This is a genomic window from Bifidobacterium sp. M0307, assembly GCF_016100445.1.
Classification (GTDB): domain Bacteria; phylum Actinomycetota; class Actinomycetes; order Actinomycetales; family Bifidobacteriaceae; genus Bombiscardovia; species Bombiscardovia coryneformis.
Genome location: NZ_JACFSL010000001.1, coordinates 152,814 through 171,055, shown reverse-complemented (window position 1 = coordinate 171,055; position 18,242 = coordinate 152,814). Strand labels below are relative to the sequence as shown.

The 18,242-nt window shown below is 62.1% G+C and carries 15 protein-coding genes; 2 read left to right on the top strand and 13 right to left on the bottom strand.

Features of this window, described 5'->3' with window-relative positions; genetic code table 11:
• Window positions 1-14 precede the first annotated feature (14 nt).
• The 4 genes from H3V08_RS00630 to H3V08_RS07570 form a co-directional block, all read right to left on the bottom strand.
• The gene (locus H3V08_RS00630; RefSeq protein WP_198181258.1) at window positions 15-2,513 is read right to left on the bottom strand and encodes an ATP-dependent DNA helicase RecG; all 2,499 of its coding nucleotides are present in this window, start codon (window positions 2,511-2,513) and stop codon (window positions 15-17) included.
• 216 nt (window positions 2,514-2,729) lie between these two features.
• The gene (gene rpmB / locus H3V08_RS00625; RefSeq protein WP_033491413.1) at window positions 2,730-2,924 is read right to left on the bottom strand and encodes a 50S ribosomal protein L28; all 195 of its coding nucleotides are present in this window, start codon (window positions 2,922-2,924) and stop codon (window positions 2,730-2,732) included.
• A gap of 178 nt (window positions 2,925-3,102) precedes the next feature.
• Window positions 3,103-3,777, bottom strand: coding sequence for a sugar O-acetyltransferase (locus tag H3V08_RS00620; RefSeq protein WP_269748700.1), 675 nt, complete (start codon window positions 3,775-3,777; stop codon window positions 3,103-3,105).
• A 14-nt stretch (window positions 3,778-3,791) separates the two neighbouring features.
• Window positions 3,792-3,917 carry a hypothetical protein gene (locus H3V08_RS07570; RefSeq protein WP_269748699.1) on the bottom strand — a complete coding sequence of 42 codons (126 nt, stop codon included), beginning with the start codon at window positions 3,915-3,917 and terminating at the stop codon, window positions 3,792-3,794.
• Window positions 3,918-4,028: 111 nt separating this feature from the next.
• On the opposite strand from H3V08_RS07570, the gene H3V08_RS00615 reads away from it, so the two are divergent.
• A complete protein-coding gene (locus H3V08_RS00615; RefSeq protein WP_198181256.1) occupies window positions 4,029-4,484 on the top strand; it encodes a GNAT family N-acetyltransferase in 456 nt (151 codons plus the stop codon).
• Entirely contained in the window at window positions 4,481-5,395 is a 915-nt protein-coding gene (locus H3V08_RS00610; protein ID WP_332461783.1) for a mechanosensitive ion channel family protein, read from the top strand. Before H3V08_RS00615 ends, H3V08_RS00610 begins: the two co-directional genes overlap by 4 nt.
• 88 nt (window positions 5,396-5,483) lie before the next feature.
• Here the strand turns inward: H3V08_RS00610 and H3V08_RS00605 are convergent, their stop codons facing one another.
• The 9 genes from H3V08_RS00605 to leuC all read right to left on the bottom strand — a co-directional run bounded on the left by H3V08_RS00605 (window position 5,484) and on the right by leuC (window position 18,233).
• On the bottom strand, window positions 5,484-6,647 hold the full coding sequence (locus tag H3V08_RS00605; protein ID WP_198182054.1) for a D-alanine--D-alanine ligase family protein: 1,164 nt from the start codon (window positions 6,645-6,647) through the stop codon (window positions 5,484-5,486).
• A 245-nt stretch (window positions 6,648-6,892) separates the two neighbouring features.
• A complete protein-coding gene (locus H3V08_RS00600) occupies window positions 6,893-7,894 on the bottom strand; it encodes an NAD(P)H-dependent glycerol-3-phosphate dehydrogenase (protein WP_198181255.1) in 1,002 nt (333 codons plus the stop codon).
• 112 nt (window positions 7,895-8,006) lie between these two features.
• A complete protein-coding gene (locus tag H3V08_RS00595; protein ID WP_052109048.1) occupies window positions 8,007-8,900 on the bottom strand; it encodes a lysophospholipid acyltransferase family protein in 894 nt (297 codons plus the stop codon).
• A gap of 82 nt (window positions 8,901-8,982) precedes the next feature.
• Entirely contained in the window at window positions 8,983-10,314 is a 1,332-nt protein-coding gene (gene murA, locus H3V08_RS00590) for a UDP-N-acetylglucosamine 1-carboxyvinyltransferase (RefSeq protein ID WP_033491405.1), read from the bottom strand.
• 125 nt (window positions 10,315-10,439) lie between these two features.
• On the bottom strand, window positions 10,440-11,399 hold the full coding sequence (locus H3V08_RS00585) for a CPBP family intramembrane glutamic endopeptidase (protein ID WP_198181254.1): 960 nt from the start codon (window positions 11,397-11,399) through the stop codon (window positions 10,440-10,442).
• A 247-nt stretch (window positions 11,400-11,646) separates the two neighbouring features.
• On the bottom strand, window positions 11,647-14,898 hold the full coding sequence (locus H3V08_RS00580) for a CPBP family glutamic-type intramembrane protease (protein ID WP_198181253.1): 3,252 nt from the start codon (window positions 14,896-14,898) through the stop codon (window positions 11,647-11,649).
• A 127-nt stretch (window positions 14,899-15,025) separates the two neighbouring features.
• Window positions 15,026-15,991 carry a CPBP family intramembrane glutamic endopeptidase gene (locus H3V08_RS00575; RefSeq protein WP_198181252.1) on the bottom strand — a complete coding sequence of 322 codons (966 nt, stop codon included), beginning with the start codon at window positions 15,989-15,991 and terminating at the stop codon, window positions 15,026-15,028.
• A 102-nt stretch (window positions 15,992-16,093) separates the two neighbouring features.
• Window positions 16,094-16,780 (bottom strand): 3-isopropylmalate dehydratase small subunit, encoded by a 687-nt coding sequence (gene leuD / locus H3V08_RS00570; protein ID WP_198181251.1) that lies wholly within the window; start codon window positions 16,778-16,780, stop codon window positions 16,094-16,096.
• 49 nt (window positions 16,781-16,829) lie between these two features.
• Window positions 16,830-18,233 (bottom strand): 3-isopropylmalate dehydratase large subunit, encoded by a 1,404-nt coding sequence (gene leuC, locus H3V08_RS00565; RefSeq protein WP_033491397.1) that lies wholly within the window; start codon window positions 18,231-18,233, stop codon window positions 16,830-16,832.
• Window positions 18,234-18,242: the final 9 nt, after the last annotated feature.

Below are 18,242 nucleotides of genomic sequence, written 5' to 3'. Positions count from 1 at the left end.
ATCCAGTTGTCCTTTCAGGCCGAGACCAGGAAACCCTCGTTGCCGCGCATGAAGTCCAGAACCGCCCCCGCCAGTTCCACCTGCCCCTTGAGGTCCGGGTCTGACTCCAGGAGATCAGAAGCCTCCTGCCGGGCCTGGGTGATCATCTTGGCATCGGTAACGACCCTGAGCAGCTTCAGGGACGAGCGTCCACCGGACTGGGCCTCGCCCAGTACATCGCCGGCCCCGCGTATCTGGATATCGGCCTCGGCTATTTTGGCCCCGTCGGTGGTGCTGCGGATGACCTCCAGACGCTCGGCGGCCGGCGATTCCGCAGGAGCCCTGGAAACCAGGAAGGCCCATGAGTCCGTGCCACCTCGCCCTACACGGCCACGAAGCTGGTGAAGCTGGGAAAGACCGAACCGGTCCGCATCGAAGATGACAATGCAGGAGGCCTCGGGCACATCCACCCCGACCTCAATGACCGTGGTGGCCACCAGCAGGGGGGTCTCCCCCGATGCGAATTCGGCCATCACGGCGGTCTTGGCGCTATCGTCGTCGCGGCCCGTCAGGGTGGCTATTCCGATGCCCTGGAACTGGGGCAGGTCGGCAAGTCGCCTGCTGATTTCCGCCACTGAGTGCAGTGGTGCCCTGGTCCCCTCCGAATCGGTATCGCCCTGGTAAAGGTCCGGCTGGGGACTGTCCTGCTCTCCCCGTCCCTTTCCGGCCCCCTTGCCCTGGTCGGCGGCATCCTGGGCGGGGTCATCGTCCTCGTCAATCCGGGCGCATACCACGTAGGCCCGCTCCCCCGCTTCGATGCGCTCGCGAAGGTGAAGGAACATGCCCCCCATGGTGGCCCCATCGTTCTCGGAGACCACGTAGGTCTTCACCGGTTTGCGGTTGCTGGGCAGCTCGGTCAGGGTGGAGATGTCCAGATCACCGAACCAGGTCATGGCCGCGGTGCGGGGTATAGGGGTGGCTGTCATGACCAGAAGGTGGGGTGAGCGCTCCGATTTGCGCCTCAGTTCCTCTCGCTGCTCCACGCCGAAACGATGTTGCTCGTCAATCACGGTCAGAGCCAGGTTGGGTGCCTGGAAGGTCTTGGAGAATGCCGCGTGGGTGGCAACGACGATGCATGGCCTGCCCGAGGCCGAAACCGCCAAGGCCTGCCTCCGCTGCGCCAACCGCATTCCACCGGTCAGAAGCACCAGCGGCAGGATGCCGTCCTCAATCTCAGTGGACTGGTCGGAACCCATGTCGATCATGGTCACGTTATCGGCCTGGGTGGTTTTCCCACCGGAGCCCTTGGGCCTGACCTCGGTGCCCATGGCGGCCAGCATACCCTTGATGGACTCGTAGTGCTGTTCCGCCAGAACCTGGGTGGGGGCCACCAGAACCGCTTGGTGACCGGCATCAACCGCCTGAAGCATGGCGGCCAGGGCCACCACGGTCTTGCCCGAGCCAACCTCGCCCTGGAGAAGGCGCTGCATGGGGTAGTCACAGCACATGTCCTCGCCGATTTGCTCGATGACCCGGCTCTGCCCGTTGGTCAGCTCGAAGGGCAGGGACTTGATGAACCGTGCACGCAGGGAGTCTGAAGCCGCATCCATCCCGGCATCCCGACAGGGATAGGTCGGGCTCTTTCTGGTCTCCTGACGGGTCTGGAGGAGGGCTGTCTGCGAGACGAATGCCTCCTCGTACCGCAAGGTCTTCCTGGCATCCCCGAAGTCCTTCAAGGAGTCCGGATCATGCATGCCCAGCAGGGCCTGGGCCCGATGCAGCAGTCCCCTTCCGGCGCGAACCGGTTCGGGAATGATGTCAGGAACGCCATGCCCCAGGGCTTCCGGATCTATCCGGGACTGATCTTGGTCACCTTCGCCGCCGCTGGAATCAATCCCGGTATCAGATTGGGCCAGAAGCCGCATGAATCCAAGGATGACATCGTGGATATGGTCGGACGATATGCGTGAGTTGGCATGATAGACAGGTCTGGGACGAGCGACCCTGTCCAGGGCCTCTTGGACGTTGGCCGCATCGGCCTTGAGGCTGCCCCCCTCGCCTGAATCCGGGTCCTCGACGATCAGGGTCTCCGGATGGGTGAACTGGAGTTGGTCCATGTAGGTACCGGGTTCACCGGCCACGACCACCCTGGCCCCGGTTCGGAGCCGCATGCACATCCAGTCCATGTAGGTCTTCCTGTGCGAGAAGAAGACCAGGCGGGCAACCAGGCCTGGCCGCCCCTGCTGTGCCGCGAACTCGGAATCGTCCACGACCACATCGAAGCGGAATCCGCGGCGTCCGTTCAAGGGCACCACCCGGGCACTCTCCACCCTGGCGGCAAAGGCACAAGGCCTCCCCAGGACGATGCCGCTGATGGTGGTGACCGGCACAGGGTCGGTGACACGGAACGGGTAGTATGTCAGCGCATCCCGGACCGTGTTGATGCCCAGGGATTTCAGGGCTCCCACCCGTCGCTTGTTGGTCATCAGGGATGATACGGGGCTGGACAGGCTTGCCTTGACTGTTGCCGCCATGCCGTATCACCTCCTTTGCACCGGAACCAGATCATCATTCGACTCGGCCTCATGCTCCGTGCTGGCGTAGCCTAAGTACCCTAACCATTTTCATGGGACCCCTGCCTCCAAGGAGCCCCGCGGTGCGCTCTGACCGTTTTGAACCTATGTGTTCCTGTATAGCAAGAACCCCCGGAGACTGTTGCTCCGGGGGTTCAATCAAGACGAAAACCGCACTCAGGCGGCGACGCGCTGCACCTTGCCGGCCTTCAGGCACTTGACGCAGACGCGAACGCGAACGTTCTCCCCGTCAACCTTGGTGTGCACCGACTGCAGGTTGGGACGGAAGACGCGCTTATTACGAATATGCGAGTGAGAAACAGTGTAACCGGTCTGCGGGCCCTTGCCGCACACCGCGCAACGAGCTGCCATGATGACTCCCTTTACGTTGTTTTTCCAAGTCGTTCCAGGTGTTCATACCGGCAGCACAAGGCTACGGTCAAACACACAACTTTGTCAGATTACTACACTCAGCCGACTAAGGCAAGTCAAGGGGTCGGGCACCCGACACCCCCGCCCAGCATGGATGCGGTCGTGGGCCTGTAGGGAGCTACTGGCCCAGCTCGGGCAAATCCATCCGATCGGCCTCGGTGATGGTGCGTATCACCCGGCAGGGCACGCCCACCGCCAGGGAGTTAGCCGGAATATCGTGGGTCACCACGGACCCGGCCCCGATAACAGACCCCTCCCCTATGGTGACCCCACCGGTCACCGTTACGTTCGAGGCCAGCCAGCAGTTGGAGCCGATGGTGATTGGTGCACCGAACTCGTAGTCATAGAGGGACCCGTCCTCATGGCGACGCAGGTTCCGCTCCTGCCAGCGGAGGGGATGCAGCGGGGTTGCCAGGGTGACGTTGGGGCCAATCATGACGTCATCGCCGATCACCACCGGGCAGGTATCGAGGACCGTGAAGTTGAAATTGGCGAAGATACGGGACCCGAGTTTGGTGAAGCATCCGTAATCGAAGTAGATGGGCCCCATGAAATCGGCGTCCTGGCCGTGTCCAGGAACCAGATCATCCAGAATCCGGGTGCGCAGGTCCCGCTCCTCTTCGGATGAGGCGTTGAAGCGACGGCAGAGCTCGTGGGCCTTGACCCGCAGGCGACTCAGCTCGGGGTCCGAGGCATCGTAGAGTTCGCCTGCAAGCATGCGGTCCCTCTGCGGGCGGCTGCTCTTCTGAGAGTCCATGCCTACGGCATCCTCTGGATTACGGTCCTTGCCCATCGCCATTCCACCTTTCATGTGTCATGTACGCGCAGGCCCCTATTGCCTGCGATCTCTCCATCCATGTAATCGTCCAGGTCAGACAGGACCAGCACACCCCCGACAGGGCGATCGGGGTGGGAGGCCACCGAATCGTCCATCGGCATCACCGACCGGAATCGGCCACACTCCCAAGGGTCGCCCCCTGCTCGTTTCCGCCCGGAGGCGGCCTTGGTACATTGGAACCAGTCAGGGTCCGACAAGGAGGAACCATGAGGTATGAAGTCAGCGAGCGCATCCCCCAGGATGCCAGGTCCATCCGGGAAGCCGTCTTCGTGGATGAGCAGGGCTTCCATGACGAATTCGACGAGACCGATGAAATCAGCCTCCATATCGTGGCCTATGACGGCGATGCGCCGGTAGGGGTCTGCCGCGTCTTCCCCAACGAGGGGAACACCTGGACCCTGGGCCGCCTGGCCGTCCTGAAACCCTACCGAGGCAGGCACCTGGGGGCCGGACTGGTTGGCGAGGCCGAGAAAACCGTCCGGAGCCGTGAAGCGGACAGGCTTATACTCCATGCCCAGGAACGGGTGAAGGACTTCTACCGGTCACTCGGATACAGGGATATGGGCATCCACGACCTGGACGAAGGATGCCCCCATATGTGGATGGACAAGCCCCTGGCGGAAACCGTCGGGAACAAGGCAGGAGATGACGAGGAACTATGAACCTGATGCCTCCTCTTCCCGGCGGGCTTGCAACCCTGGCCGTTGGGACCTTCGCCACCCAGGTCCGGACCGCCGAGTCCGGCAAGGTACCCATGGATCGGCCCGAGCGGGCCATTTCCGGCTTCACCGATGCCGTGGTGGGCTGGTTCCACCAGAACTTCGGCAAGATCATCCTTCTCATAATCGTGGCGGCCTGCGCCACCCTCATCTCCAGGATTGTGGCCGCCGCCATGCGGCGCACTCTGGAGCGGACCAACCTCCCCAGCGCTTCCATTTTCATCAACATCGTCCGTGCCCTGATCTGGATCTTCGCCGCCGCCACGGTTCTCCAACCGGTCTTCGGCATCAACCCGTCCACCGTGGTGGCCGCCCTGGGAGTCAGCGGTCTTGCCCTTTCCTTCGGCCTGAAGGACACCATCTCGAATATCGTCGGCGGTTTCGGGCTGATGGTCAGCAAGGTGGTTCAGCCCGGCGACATCATCACCATCCAGGGCACCACCGGTACGGTCCGTGACGTGACCTGGCGCCACACCATCGTCATCGACAGGGCCGGCAACCAGCTGTTGATTCCCAACTCCATCCTGAACACCACGGCCCTGGAGAAGATCACAGAGGCCGGGGAGGCGGCCACCACCATCCCCTTCACGCTGCGTGGGGATGCCGATATGGCCAGGTCCTCCCGGTCCATCGCCATGACGGTCACCCAGGCCACCAAGGGCATGTCCATGTCCACCAACCCGCCCATCGTCCAGTTCCAGGGCTTCACCCCGTACGGCATCAAGGGCCAGGTGGTCATGTTCGCCAAGCAGGGTGTCGTCGCCGCCGACATGCAGGATGCCGCCACCCGTGCCCTGGCCGGACAGGATTACCTGGTCCAGGAGACCGAACTCGAATCGGATACGGCCGCCTAGCCAGAGGCCCCTCGGGGTTCGTCAGCGTCCAGACAAAGGCAGCACCCCGCCCGGGAGCACCATGCACCCGGCAGGGATGGGCGTCAGGTCAGGCTGATACACCCTCGATCAGCTCGGTAATCAGGTCGGTGTAGGTGACACCGCTGGCCTCCCAGGCCTTGGCGTACATCGATATGGGCGTAAAGCCGGGCAGGGTGTTGATTTCGTTGACGATGATTCCGCCCTTGGCGGTGACAAAGCAGTCGACACGGCTCAGACCGGTAGCGTCCACGGCCTTGAAGGCCCTGGAGGCAAGGGCTCGTATCCTGCTCAGGGTCTCGTCGGGCAGGTCGGCGGGGACCTCCACATGGGAGGCCGAGGAGTCCACATACTTGCTGTCGAAGTCGTAGAAGGCCTCATCCTGGTCCGTCCTGTCCAGCACAACCTCGCCGGGCCATGCGGTGCGGGGTTCACCTTCGCGGTCGGGAGCGAGCACGGCACACTCGATTTCACGGCCGTCCACACCCTCTTCAATCAGGATCCGCCAGTCATGCCCGGATGCCTCATCGACGGCAGCGGCCAGAGCATCGGCACCGGTCTCCTCCACCTTGACCACACCGAAGCTCGACCCGGCGCGGGAGGGCTTGACGAAAAGCGGATAATGCAGCCCAGCCTCTTCCACAGCGGCCTTCAGATCAACACCGGACAGGCGGTCGCGGGCATCGATGGTGATTCCCGGTGCCACGGGAATACCGGCCTGGCTGAGAAGAATCTTCGTATAGTGCTTGTCCATGCAGGCGGCAGAGGCGAAGACCCCACATCCCACATAGGGCACGCCCATCATTTCAAGCAGCCCCTGTACGGTGCCGTCCTCGCCATACGGGCCGTGGAGCACCGGAAAGACCGCATCCACATGCCCCAGAGGTTCCAGAGAGCCGGAGGCCTGCGTGGAGTCCGTTTTGAGGCTGTCGGGACCGGAAACCAGGTCGTCATGATCACCGACCATGAACCCATCCCCGCCACGGGCCATGTCGAGAATGACCGGACAACTGCCCTCGGTGACCTGCACGGTGGGCAATTGGGTGTCGTCCAGGCTCCACCGCCTGGGATCCTCGCCGCCTACGAGCCAACGACCGTCCTTGGTGATTCCGACCGGAATGGGCTCATAGCGGTCGGTATCGATGGCATTGAGCACACCGGCCGCCGATACACAGGATATGGAGTGCTCGTCGGCACGACCGCCATACAGCACAACAACACGTTTCCTGGCCATCATTCCTCGGCTTTCCTCATGCAGGGCATGAACCGCGACACGGCACCATGCAGCGGGAGGAGGTCTCGCGCGTCAGCCCGTGCGTTTTCGTCACTTACTACAGCAGAATATCCCCTCGGCAGGAGGTAGGGGGCCGCCGGAAACGCTCATCCACAAGCCTGGCACGAACCAGGCATGACTGAACCGGTCGGCGCCTCCTGCCGGCGAATCAAATCCGGTGGATCGGGGTTTGCCTGCCGTACAACCTACTCCGGAGTAATCTCCCCGCCGAACAGCTCCTCAATCATGCCCCGGCAGTCCAGACCCTGGTCCAGCACATGGCTCATGGCCGTTGCCAGCGGGGTCTCTACATGAAGGCTGCTGCCGAGGGCGACCACGGCATCGGTCGTGGGCACGCCTTCGGCGACGCCCTTGCTGACCCGGGTGGCCTCCTCGATGCTCTTGCCCTGGCCCAGATTGAATCCGAAGGTATAGTTCCTGCTCAGCGGAGATCCACAGGTGGCCACCAGGTCACCCACCCCGGCCAGACCGGCAAAGGTCTTGGCCTTGGCTCCGCAGGCTGCACCAAGAGCGGTGAGTTCAGCCAGTCCCCTGGCCTGGATCATGGCGGCCGTGTTCTCGCCGTATCCGGCCCCGCGCGACATTCCCACGGCCAGTGCTGTGACGTTCTTCAGGGATCCGCACAGTTCCAGACCAATCACGTCGTCGGTCACGAAGGCCTTGAAGTAGTCGGTGGTGCAAGCCCGGGCAACCCGCATGGCCGTGTCGGCATCAGAGCTGGCCACCACGGTGGCACCAGGCTCACGCGCTGCCACCTCCTTGCTCAGGTTGGGGCCTGAAACGGCGGCGAACCGCGACTGATCCAGGTCCAGGGTCTGGCTGACCACCTGGTCCATGCGCCTGTGGGTCCCCCGCTCGATTCCCTTCATCAGGGAAATGACGATGGTATCGGGCCCGAGCAGACCCTTGAACTCCTTCAGGGCCTCACCGGCATATTGCGCGGCTATGGCGACCACGACCATGTCGGCACCCTCCACGGCCTTGACCCTGTCACCTTCTGCACCGATGGCATCGGGCAGCTTCTCGACAGTCGGCAGGCGGCGCGCGTTCGAATGCCTGAGGCTGATTTCCTCGACCACATCCGGGTCGATGTCCCACATGACCACTTGATTGCCTGCATCGGCCAGTACCTGGGCGAAGGCGGTCCCCCATGCACCTGCTCCCAATACCGTGATCTTCGCCATCATTCTCCTTTGCGTAATGCCGTGCGCACGGGAACGCCGACCAGATGCCTTATCTTTTCGTCACCATCCTATGACACCGTGCCCGATGAGGCGGAATCAAGGGTGAGTTTCGGCCCTATTGCTCACTTCTGGGCCGACGTGTCATGGTTACGTAATCGAAGTACCCCTCTGCCGGAGGCTCCTCGCCGCGAATCTCCGCCATGACCTCCTCCATCCGGTCGCGCAGGCGGACACAGAGGGTATGCACAGCCTCCTTGGGAGGCTCCGGACCCCACTGGTCCATGCCCTCAAGGAGGTCCGAGTAGTCCAGGGGCCGGTCGTAGCACATGACCACGTTCTTCCGGGGCCAAGGCCACTTGTGATTGATCGAGGCAGCACCCCAGGTGATGCTGGGATACAGGGGAACCATCCCCCCCAGCTGCCTTGAGGCCTCCAGGGCGATGAAACCGACACCGGGTTTGAGCGACATGGGCCATTTCAGGGGATCCCGGGTCACGGTGCCTTCCGGCCATATGGTCAGGGGGCGGCCCGAGGTGAGGATGCCTATCGACTCCTCCTCGATGGATCGGGCCTTGCCGGACTTGCGCTCCACCGGCTGCATTCCGACCATCTGGAACCAGTTCCCGATCAGGGGCCAGTGGGCCATCTCCGCCTTGGCCATATAGCGCGGTCTACGACCCAGGTGGAACATCGACATCATGGGGATGAAGACATCGAACTGGGTAACGTGCGTGGCCGCCGTAATGAAAGGCCCCGTCTCGGGCACCCTCTCCAGACCCCATGCATAGAGTTTGCAGGAGCTGCGCATCACTTGCACGACACCATGCAAAAGACGGTGGGTGCCGGTCGGATGCTGCCCGCCTATCTCATCCAGGGCCGGTGCCCGGTGCCCGGTGGGATAGTACCGGGTCGGGTCCACCAGGTGGTGCCGCTCGCCCAGGAGGGCCACCTGCTGGTCAGACAGGGGCTTTACCGCGGAACGCGGTGACGGTTTGCCTTTGGAAGCCATCCCATCATTGTGCCCTCTGTTCCGTGCAAGCACGCCGGTGGGCCCGTAAAAACCATGATTCCATTACGAGCCCATCCGGCTCTCAGTCTATCTGGGCGTCCAGGGCCGCGAGCTTGTCGCGGAAGTCCTCGTAACCACGATCGATCAGGGAGATGCCGCGGACGGTGGAGGGACCGGATGCCGTCAGCGCGGCAATCAGATGGCTGAATCCACCGCGCAGGTCCGGCACGTCGATATCGCGGCCGGTGAGCGGCGTCGGCCCGAAGATGACCGCTGAGTGTTCGAAGTTCTGCTGCTGGAACCGGCAGGGCAGGGACCCCAGGCACTCCCTATAGAGCTGGATGGTGGCGCCCATCTTGATCAGAGGCTGGGTGAAGCCGAACCGGTTCTCATAGACGGTTTCGTGAACGATCGAAAGGCCCTTGGCCTGGGTCAGAGCCACGACCAGGGGCTGCTGCCAGTCGGTCATGAAGCCCGGATGAACATCGGTCTCGATGGCCACAGGCTTCAGGTCGCCACCCGGATGCCAGAAGCGGATGCCATCGTCACGCACGTCGAATTCGCCGCCGATTTTGCGGAACACATTCAGGTAGGTCATCATATCGGGCTGCTGGGCACCCTTGACCATGATGTCGCCATGCGTGGCCAGGGCCGCCGAAGCCCAGGAAGCGGCCTCAATCCTGTCGGGCAGGGAGGTGTGGGTGTATCCGTTCAGGGACTCGACCCCCTCGATGCGGATGGTCCTGTCGACGTCAACCGAAATCTGGGCGCCCATCTTCTGCAGGACGGCCACCAGGTCCATGATCTCAGGTTCGGTGGCGGCACCAGAGAGCTCGGTCTTCCCCTTGGCCAGGACGGCCGCCAGGAGGGTCTGCTCTGTGGCCCCGACCGAGGGGTAGGGCAGATGGATCTTGGCCCCGTGCAGACCATCGGGGGCAGTGATGTGGATGCCGGCCTCGTGCTCCTTGTCGACCTTCGCCCCCAGCTTGCGCAGGGTCTCCAGGTGGAAGTCAATCGGCCTGCTGCCGATGCGGCACCCACCCAGGGCCGGAATGAAGGCCTCCCCCAGCCTGTGCAGGAGGGGGCCGGAGAAGAGAATCGGGATGCGGGATGAGCCGGACAGGGTGTCCACATCGGCCACATCCGCCAGTTCCACATGCTTGGCATCGATGGTGACGGTGCCCTCACGGGGCTTGACATCGACCCCGACGCCGTGCAGTCTCAACAGGTCGGAGACCACCTGCACATCGCGTATCTCGGGTACGTTCTTCAGGACGGACACATCGGATGCCAGCAGGGCCGCAACCATGGCCTTGCTTACGAAGTTCTTGGCACCACGCACCTGAATGGTGCCGTGGAGCGGTCTGCCACCGACCACATGCAGAAGATCGTTCTCGGGATTCACCTTGGCCATATCGGTTTCCTTATCCTATCGGCTCCAGACCAGGGCACCTCCACCTGGTCAGACCACGTACATTGCCAGTCTGCCATACAGGGTGTGGGGGCAACGTGAATTGTCACCGTTGGGCGTAGCGGAATTCAGGAGAGAAGCAGATGCAACATGGATATGCCCTCTGTAATCAGCAGGACGACGAACCAGGGAGCGGCCCAGCTGCTGTAGGCGTTTGAATAGGTGCGGTTTGCCATGACAAATGCACGAATCCTACGCTCGCTCAGACTGGGGACCACAATCAAACCCACGAAGCAGGCAATCAGCAGCATGAGAGCAACGAGGTCGGCCACGTTCCCATCCAGGCCGCTGATCCAGGGCCCCAAGAGATTGCTGACAATCAGGTTGTTGCTGATGTGGAGGAGAATGGACCAGAAAATGGAGTACTCACATGAAAGGTAGCCCAGAACCAGCCCAACAACGAAGGCGAACAGGCCCTGGGTCAGGTCTCCGTGGAAGAAACCGAACATGGCGGACGTGGTGACAATGGCGAAGACCTTGCCGTATGGCTTGAGGGAGTTCAGTATCGCCCCCCTGAACAGGATCTCCTCGACGACGGGCGCAACGAAACAGGTATAAGCGAGCATGGGCAGGGTGTCACCGGCCGCCTCGATGATCTCGCTTGTGGTCCTTATGGGACCCAAACCCATGACCTCCGTGGTCCAGTCAAGGCCGGTTCCATAGATTCCCGCAATGAGCTGGGCCGAGAAGAGCAGGAGGAAGCAGCCCAGGAAGACCGACCAGGTCATCCGGTACCGCGAGCGGTGGAAGATACCGGTCGGTCCTCCGTCGGCGATTTGACGACGACGCATCAAAACCAGGAAAGCCAAGCCGCACAGACCCATAACCAGGTTGATCGTACCGGCATACTCGGCATCGGTGTGCTCAACAATATACTCGATGCTCCGATGCGATTCATCGGGGTCCGCCAGGATGTTCCACTCCAGCTGGGCCAGAAGCCCGACGAACAAACCAGCGAAGTGGGTAATCAGGGCATAGAGGAGGAGGAAGCCGGCTTGACTGTTGAGCACCCGGCGCAACGATTGCATCCATTTGCGTCCGGACCACCCGGATCTACCGGTTGCAGGGACGCCGGGCATGGGGGCACTGGCGCTTCCATGATTCGGGTGCATCGCAACCCCGATCCCCTCATTCACCTCTGCCAGCTGCATGCTATACACCCTTCCGGGCGTTGCGAATCATTCCACCACCCGTGTTCCATCCAAATGACTCAATCCTACCCTACGAGCCCCACCTTGCCACCGGGACATTGAAGGCCTCTGGAGGCTGAGGGGCCTACATGTACTGGAAGACCGCCACGGCAAGACTGCACAGGCAGAAAATAACGAACCAGGACTGCCTCCAGGAGGCATAGACTCCCTTGGGGGCCCGGTACTCCCTGGCATATGCGCGCAGTGAGGAGAACTTCCTGACCAGGATGACCAGCCCGGCCACGACAATCAGGGCAAGCACAACGGCCACGGCCCAGCGGACCTGGACAGGGGCATTGGAGAGCCAACGAGGAATCAGACCGGAATACCCCACGCTTGCGAGAATATGCGCGCCGATGGCCCAGACCAACCCGTACTCCATGGACAGGGCACCGAGCACCAATCCAATCAGGAAGGCCCAGATGGCCTGCACCGGCTGCATCTGCATAAAGGCACAAAGGAAGGCCGAGGTGATGATGGCGAAGACCCTGCCGAACCGTCGCAGCCCGTTCATGATGACACCCCTGAAAATAATCTCCTCGGTCAGGGGCAGGATCAGCAGGGCGTAGAGCATCATGGGAATCGACCCATACAGGTCGTTCAAGGGGCTCATGAGTACGGCCGGGGTGACATGAATCATGGGCACCAAGGCCTCAAGACCCCGGTTCAATCCCAGAACGATGCCCTGGCCGACCACCAGGAGGGCCAGCGCGAGAACCAGGGGCCACGCCACGATTCGGCGTCCGATATTCCATCGGACCTCGTCATCACCGTGCAACTCATGTCCGGTCATGGTCTGCCGCTCGCTGCTGAAGGCATAGACGACGGCAACCAGGCAGGAAAGCAGATAGAGGCCACCGCGCAGGAGGAAGTTCTGTGTCTCACTGCTGATTCTGCCGCGAAGGTAGGTGATGACCACACTGCTGCCGAGCACGACGACCATGATGTTGATGGCCAGGTAGACAAAGGCGAAGGCGCTCTGTCCAACAGCCGCATCCATGGCCTGGTTGACGTTCACCCTGATTTTGGCCTTGTGCTCCTTGACCGCCACCGCCTTGCCGGTCGGTGTTGCGGGCTTGCGCGAACCAACCTGCTTTCCGGAAATGGCCTTCTTGTTGGGATTGCGGGAAACGGTCTGTTTGCTTGGGCCCCGAGAACCAGCAGGCTTACCCGATCTTGGCGTGCTGGTCGGCTTATCGACCTTTCGGGCTTCGCTCGGCTTGATGCGCTCTTTCGAGCCGGCAGACTTTCCGATCTTGACCGAATCGACCGGCTTGTCCGTTCCGACCTTGGGCTTGGTCGCAGCAACCGTCTTCTTGGCAGTGTCGGCAACACCTCGTACCGTCCGCGCCTTCTGAGGAACAGTCGTCCGCTTGGCATGGCGGATGGCCTTGCTGAATCCTGCGGTCTTACCTGCTCCACCGATGACCGAAGACCAGGTTGTATGGGTACCGCCGGTGGAGCCTGCATCACCAGGGTTCAAGTCCTTCTTGGGCGAGCCGGAGACCGACGCAGGCTTCTTCTGCGCGGGCTTGTCATTGGCCTTGTCCGAACTTGCGGCTTTCTTCCCCGAGCCGCCGTCAACCTTCCCGGCCTTGACAGCGTCCTTCGGGGATTCAGACTTGCGGGCAGGCTTGGACTTAACCACTCGCCCCGATCCCGATGGGGACTCAGAGCCGACGGACTGTCGCTTCCTTGCAGTCGACGGTCGGGGCGTGAAGGAGGGGCTCTGCTCAACAGCTCCGACCGTCGCACTGGGCGCAGTGGGTTCAGGCTCACTTGAGGGCCTAGATACCTCTGCAGCGGCAGGGGTCGTGGCGAAGGACCATCCGGCATTGGCTGCGGACGCCTGCTTGGCGTTGGGGACCGATTCGGAGCGCGACTCCGGCTTGGCCTCTGTCCGAGACTCGGATCGGTGCTCGGTTGGAAGAACAGGCTTCTGCCAACTCCAGCCTTGCTTGGGAGCCACCCCCACGGCCATGGAACTGGCCGCAGCGGGGAAGGTGACCTTGGGCGAAGCAACCTTGGGCGAAGGTGTTCCCGTCCCTGTCCCCTCGACGGAATGCACAGCCTGTTCCGGCTGTGACGAAACCGCCTGCACCGATTTCGGCACATCAGCCTTGACTTCAACCGGATCACCAGCCTGAAGGGATATCGGCTTCGATGCCGATACAACATCACCATCGCCTGCGGAGTTGGCAGTCAAAGACGTGGGCAACGACGAGACCGGCGAAGACACGCCAACGCCAACCGGGTCATCAGTCAACGGAAGAACCGGAGACGAAGCCGAGCCAACGCCATCAGCAGCAGCCGGACCAGCCGAATCATCAACCGATGGAAGAACCGGCGAAGAGGACAACCCAACGTCACCGATACCGACCGGGTCATCATCCAGGGGAAGAATCAACGACGCAACCGGCAAAGAATCATCAACACCCACAGGATCATCATCCAACGGAAGGACCGGAGACGAAACCGCAGCACCAGCACCAGCACCAGCACCAGCACCAGCACCAGCCGAATCATCAACCGATGACAGGGCCGGCGAAGACACCGTACCGACATCACCGACACCCACAGGATCATCATCCAGGGGAAGAATCAACGAGGCAACCGACGAAGAGCCTCCAACACCCACCGGGTCATCAGCCAACGGAAGGACCGGAGACGAAACCGCACCAACGCCATCAGCGACAGCAGCCGGACCTTCAGTCAACGATGCGACCTCTACAGGGTCTGATCGGAGCGATCGGGGGGTTCCTGTCTTCGAGGAATCCTTGGAAGACTTGACGGGGTATAATTTGGCCTTCCCGGATTCAGTCGGTTTATTGGTCACGGGAGCGGCCAGGTCTTTCCCCTGCTGCTTCTGTTCTGCCTGGGTCTTCGGGGACTTCCCCCCGGTCGGCTTCCCCTTGACGGGTTTCTCCTTACCGGCCTTGCCCTTGGCTGGCTTGTCTTTCGTGGGTCCACCCTCCGCTGATCGCACCTTGGCGACTTCGTCCTTTGTGGATTTGGTCTTCCTGGTCACGGCCCCTACTGGCTTTGCCGCCGCCCGCTTCCCGCCGCGCGTCGAACCTGCCTTATCGTCCCAACCTTCGAAATCCCCATCCTCAAAAATCCTCTTGTCTGGAATCCAGGCTACGGAACGGGTTCGACCTCGACGCCCCACCCCATGATCGGCGCCCGTACCCAGCTCCCAGTGCTTGGCGTGATTCTCTTCGGCGGATAACCGCTCGGTCCATGAATACCGAGGGGACTCCTGCCCCTCCCGGTGCGCGTTTGGGGGTCGCTGAGCCTCTTCCTGGCTACTCGCCCCCCGCTTGTACGCATGCCTCATGGCCGACGTCCTCCCCGAGTGTCAACCTACCGTTCCAACCTAACCCGCCATCCGCACAGATAATACACGAATAGTCAGGAAAAACCGACCCGGAAGCGTCGGATGGACAACCATGGGCGGGTCTCGATCAGGCCCAGCCGGGAATCAGCTCGACCACAGCCATGACCAGGCAGACCACCAGGAAAATCAGGAACCAGGGGGCCAGCCAGGATGCATACACACCCTTGGGCGCCCGGTTGCCCTTGCAATATTCCACCAGCGAGCGCGCCTTGACCACCATGCCGATGACCCCCGCCAGCAGCACCATCAGAATAACCACTCCCACGCCGATTCTGATCTCTGCGGGGACCGATTCCATGACCCGGGGAAGGATACCCGAATAGATGCCGTTATTGAAGATGTGGAGCACCAGGGACCACACCAGGCCGTACTCCATGGCCACATACCCCAGAACCAGCCCGGTAAGGAACCCGAACAGACCCTGAACAAAGCTGCCGTGCATGCAACCGAACAGGAGGGCCGATGTGATGATGGCGAAGACCCTGCCGAACCGCCTCAGCCCATTCATGATGACTCCGCGGAAGACGACCTCTTCGGCCAGCGGTCCGAAGATGAAGGCGTAGAAGAGCATGATCGCCGAGGTTGAAGGATCGGAGGTGTCGCCTGCCTGGCTGGGCATCCGCAGGCCCACGAATGACACCAGGGAGCTCATACCCGCACTGGCAGCCGTGGCCACCAGTTGGGCCAGGAAAAAGAGTGTCAGGCTGATTATCAGTGCCATCAGGGTGATTCGCCGCCCTGTCAACCACTGGACCCTGTCATCGCCTGCACCCTCAGCATCGAAGATGACCCTCCACTGGCTGATCAGGGCGACGACCAGGGCCACCACGACCGAAAGGAAGAGGAGCCCGTCGCCATAGCGGGCGTCGAGCTGGGACGCGGACATATCGGGGAACATCCTCGGCAGGACCAGCTTGGCCCCGACCAGCCCGATCAGTGTTTCGATGGCCAGATAGACCAGGGCGAAGGCACTGAGCCCGTTGACCCTTGACCAGACCTGTCCTGACTTGCCGTTGGTATTGCCGTGCCTCATAATCCCTCCCTGTCTCGATGGAATCGCCTACACTTCCATCCTAGGAGGCCAAAGGGCGCAATCCCGAGATACGACACCTCGGGCTCGAAGACCGGAATCGAATCAGATGATGCCCTTCTCGGCCAGCGGGCCGCCCCACTCGACCTCCTGCTCCCTGGCCGAGGTGATGTGCCGCTCGGGCATATGCTTGGCGGGTAGGGTCTTGGGCTTGAAGGGGAAACGTTCGGCCCGCATCTTCTCGTAGGCCACGATGTCATCCTCATGATGGAGGGTCAGATCGATATCGTCATACCCGTTCATGAGCCTCCAGCGCACATAGTCGTCCACCTGGAAGGGCAGGACCACATCAGCGCAGGTCACCGTTCGGGTTTCCATGTCCACGGTCATCTCCAGCCCTGGCTCCTGATCCAGGAGCTTCCACAGGAGCTCAACCGACTCCTGGGGCATGATGGCTGCCAGAACGCCGTTCTTGGCGGTGTTCCCGTAGAAGATATCCGCGAAGCGGGGGGCGATGACCACCCTGAACCCGTAGTCACGCAGGGCCCAGACCGCATGCTCGCGGGAGGAGCCGATGCCGAAGTCGGGACCGGTCACCAGAATCCGCCCCTTGGCATACTCAGGACGGTTGAGCAGGAAGTTCGGATCCCTGCGCCAGGAGTAGAAGAGGGCATCCTCGAACCCGGTCTTCTTCACCCGTTTCAAAAAAGCGGCCGGGATGATCTGGTCCGTGTCGACGTTCGATCGACGGAGTGGGACCCCGACACCGGTGATGACGGTGAGCTTTTCCATGATTACCTCGTTTTCCTGCCTTTGGAAGAGTGGGTTGCCGCAAGCGGGACTACAGGTCGGCGGGGCTGGAGATAGTGCCCCGTATGGCCGTTGCGGCAGCCACCTGGGGCGAGGCCAGGTGGGTGCGCCCACCCTTGCCCTGACGTCCCTGGAAGTTCCTGTTGGATGTTGAAATGGACCGTTCACCCGGGGTGAGCTGGTCGGGGTTCATGCCCAGGCACATGGAGCAACCCGCGTTGCGCCACTCGGCCCCGAAGTCCTTGAATATCTTGTCGAGCCCCTCGGCCTCCGCCTGGAGCCTCACCCTGGACGAGGCCGGCACGACCAACACCCGATGGAGGTTCTTGGCCTTGTGGTTCCCCTTCATGATGGAGGCGGCAGCCCGCAGGTCCTCGATGCGTCCGTTGGTGCACGATCCGATGAAGACCGTATCGACGGCAATGTCCTTGATGGGCATGCCGGGCTTGAGCCCCATGTAGTCGATGGCCTCCTGGGTGGCCTGGCGCTTGGCCGCATCGGCGATATCCTCAGGTACAGGCACCTGGGAATTGATGGGCAGGCCCTGGCCGGGGTTGGTCCCCCAGGTCACGTATGGCGACAGGTCGGACGCATTCAGGGTCACCTCGGCATCGAAGACGGCATCGTCGTCGGTCTTCAGGGTCTTCCAATACTCCATGGCCTTGTCCCACATCTCGCCCTCGGGTGCATGGGGGCGTCCCCTGAGGTAGTCGAAGGTGGTCTGGTCGGGCGCGATCATGCCGGCCCTGGCGCCCGCCTCGATCGACATGTTGCAGATGGTCATGCGGGCGTCCATGGAGAGGTCGCGAATGGCCTGGCCCCGGTACTCCAGCACGTATCCCTGCCCACCACCGGTGCCGATCTTGGCGATGATGGCCAGGATGATGTCCTTGGCGCTGACCCCTTCGGGGAGCTTCCCCTCAACATTGATGGCCATGGTCTTGAAGGGCTTGAGGCTCAGGGTCTGGGTGGCCAGCACATGTTCCACCTCGGAGGTGCCGATACCGAAGGCGAGCGCCCCGAAGGCCCCGTGGGTGGAGGTGTGCGAATCCCCGCAGACGATGGTCATGCCCGGTTGGGTCAGACCCAGTATGGGGGCAAAGGCATGGACGATGCCCTGGTCGGCATCCCCCAACGGATGGAGACGGACCCCGAACTCCTTGCAGTTCTTCTCCAGGGTCGAAATCTGGAGGGCCGAGACCTTGTCGGCGATGGGCCGGTCGATGTCGACGGTCGGGGTGTTGTGGTCCTCGGTGGCGATGACCTGATCGACATGGCGGATGCCTCGCCCGGCCAGGCGGAGCCCCTCGAAGGCCTGGGGGCTGGTCACCTCATGCATGAGTTGCAGATCTATGTAGATAAGGTCCGGCTCGCTTCCCTGTCCCTTTCGCACCAAATGATCGGCCCAGACCTTTTCCGCCAACGTCTGCCCCATAACTCCTCC

Excerpts from the sequence above, each read along its gene's own strand:
- H3V08_RS00630 (WP_198181258.1), bottom strand. The coding sequence starts at position 2,513 with ATGGCGGCAACAGTCAAGGCAAGCCTGTCCAGCCCCGTATCATCCCTG.
- H3V08_RS00595 (WP_052109048.1), bottom strand. The coding sequence starts at position 8,900 with ATGGCTTCCAAAGGCAAACCGTCACCGCGTTCCGCGGTAAAGCCCCTG.
- H3V08_RS00580 (WP_198181253.1), bottom strand. The coding sequence starts at position 14,898 with ATGAGGCATGCGTACAAGCGGGGGGCGAGTAGCCAGGAAGAGGCTCAG.
- leuD (WP_198181251.1), bottom strand. The coding sequence starts at position 16,780 with ATGGAAAAGCTCACCGTCATCACCGGTGTCGGGGTCCCACTCCGTCGA.
- H3V08_RS00610 (WP_332461783.1), top strand. The coding sequence starts at position 4,481 with ATGAACCTGATGCCTCCTCTTCCCGGCGGGCTTGCAACCCTGGCCGTT.
- rpmB (WP_033491413.1), bottom strand. The coding sequence starts at position 2,924 with ATGGCAGCTCGTTGCGCGGTGTGCGGCAAGGGCCCGCAGACCGGTTAC.
- H3V08_RS00615 (WP_198181256.1), top strand. The coding sequence starts at position 4,029 with ATGAGGTATGAAGTCAGCGAGCGCATCCCCCAGGATGCCAGGTCCATC.
- leuC (WP_033491397.1), bottom strand. The coding sequence starts at position 18,233 with ATGGGGCAGACGTTGGCGGAAAAGGTCTGGGCCGATCATTTGGTGCGA.
- H3V08_RS00600 (WP_198181255.1), bottom strand. The coding sequence starts at position 7,894 with ATGATGGCGAAGATCACGGTATTGGGAGCAGGTGCATGGGGGACCGCC.
- H3V08_RS00605 (WP_198182054.1), bottom strand. The coding sequence starts at position 6,647 with ATGGCCAGGAAACGTGTTGTTGTGCTGTATGGCGGTCGTGCCGACGAG.
- H3V08_RS00620 (WP_269748700.1), bottom strand. The coding sequence starts at position 3,777 with ATGGGCAAGGACCGTAATCCAGAGGATGCCGTAGGCATGGACTCTCAG.
- murA (WP_033491405.1), bottom strand. The coding sequence starts at position 10,314 with ATGGCCAAGGTGAATCCCGAGAACGATCTTCTGCATGTGGTCGGTGGC.
- H3V08_RS00585 (WP_198181254.1), bottom strand. The coding sequence starts at position 11,399 with ATGCAATCGTTGCGCCGGGTGCTCAACAGTCAAGCCGGCTTCCTCCTC.
- H3V08_RS00575 (WP_198181252.1), bottom strand. The coding sequence starts at position 15,991 with ATGAGGCACGGCAATACCAACGGCAAGTCAGGACAGGTCTGGTCAAGG.
- H3V08_RS07570 (WP_269748699.1), bottom strand. The coding sequence starts at position 3,917 with ATGGACGATTCGGTGGCCTCCCACCCCGATCGCCCTGTCGGGGGTGTG.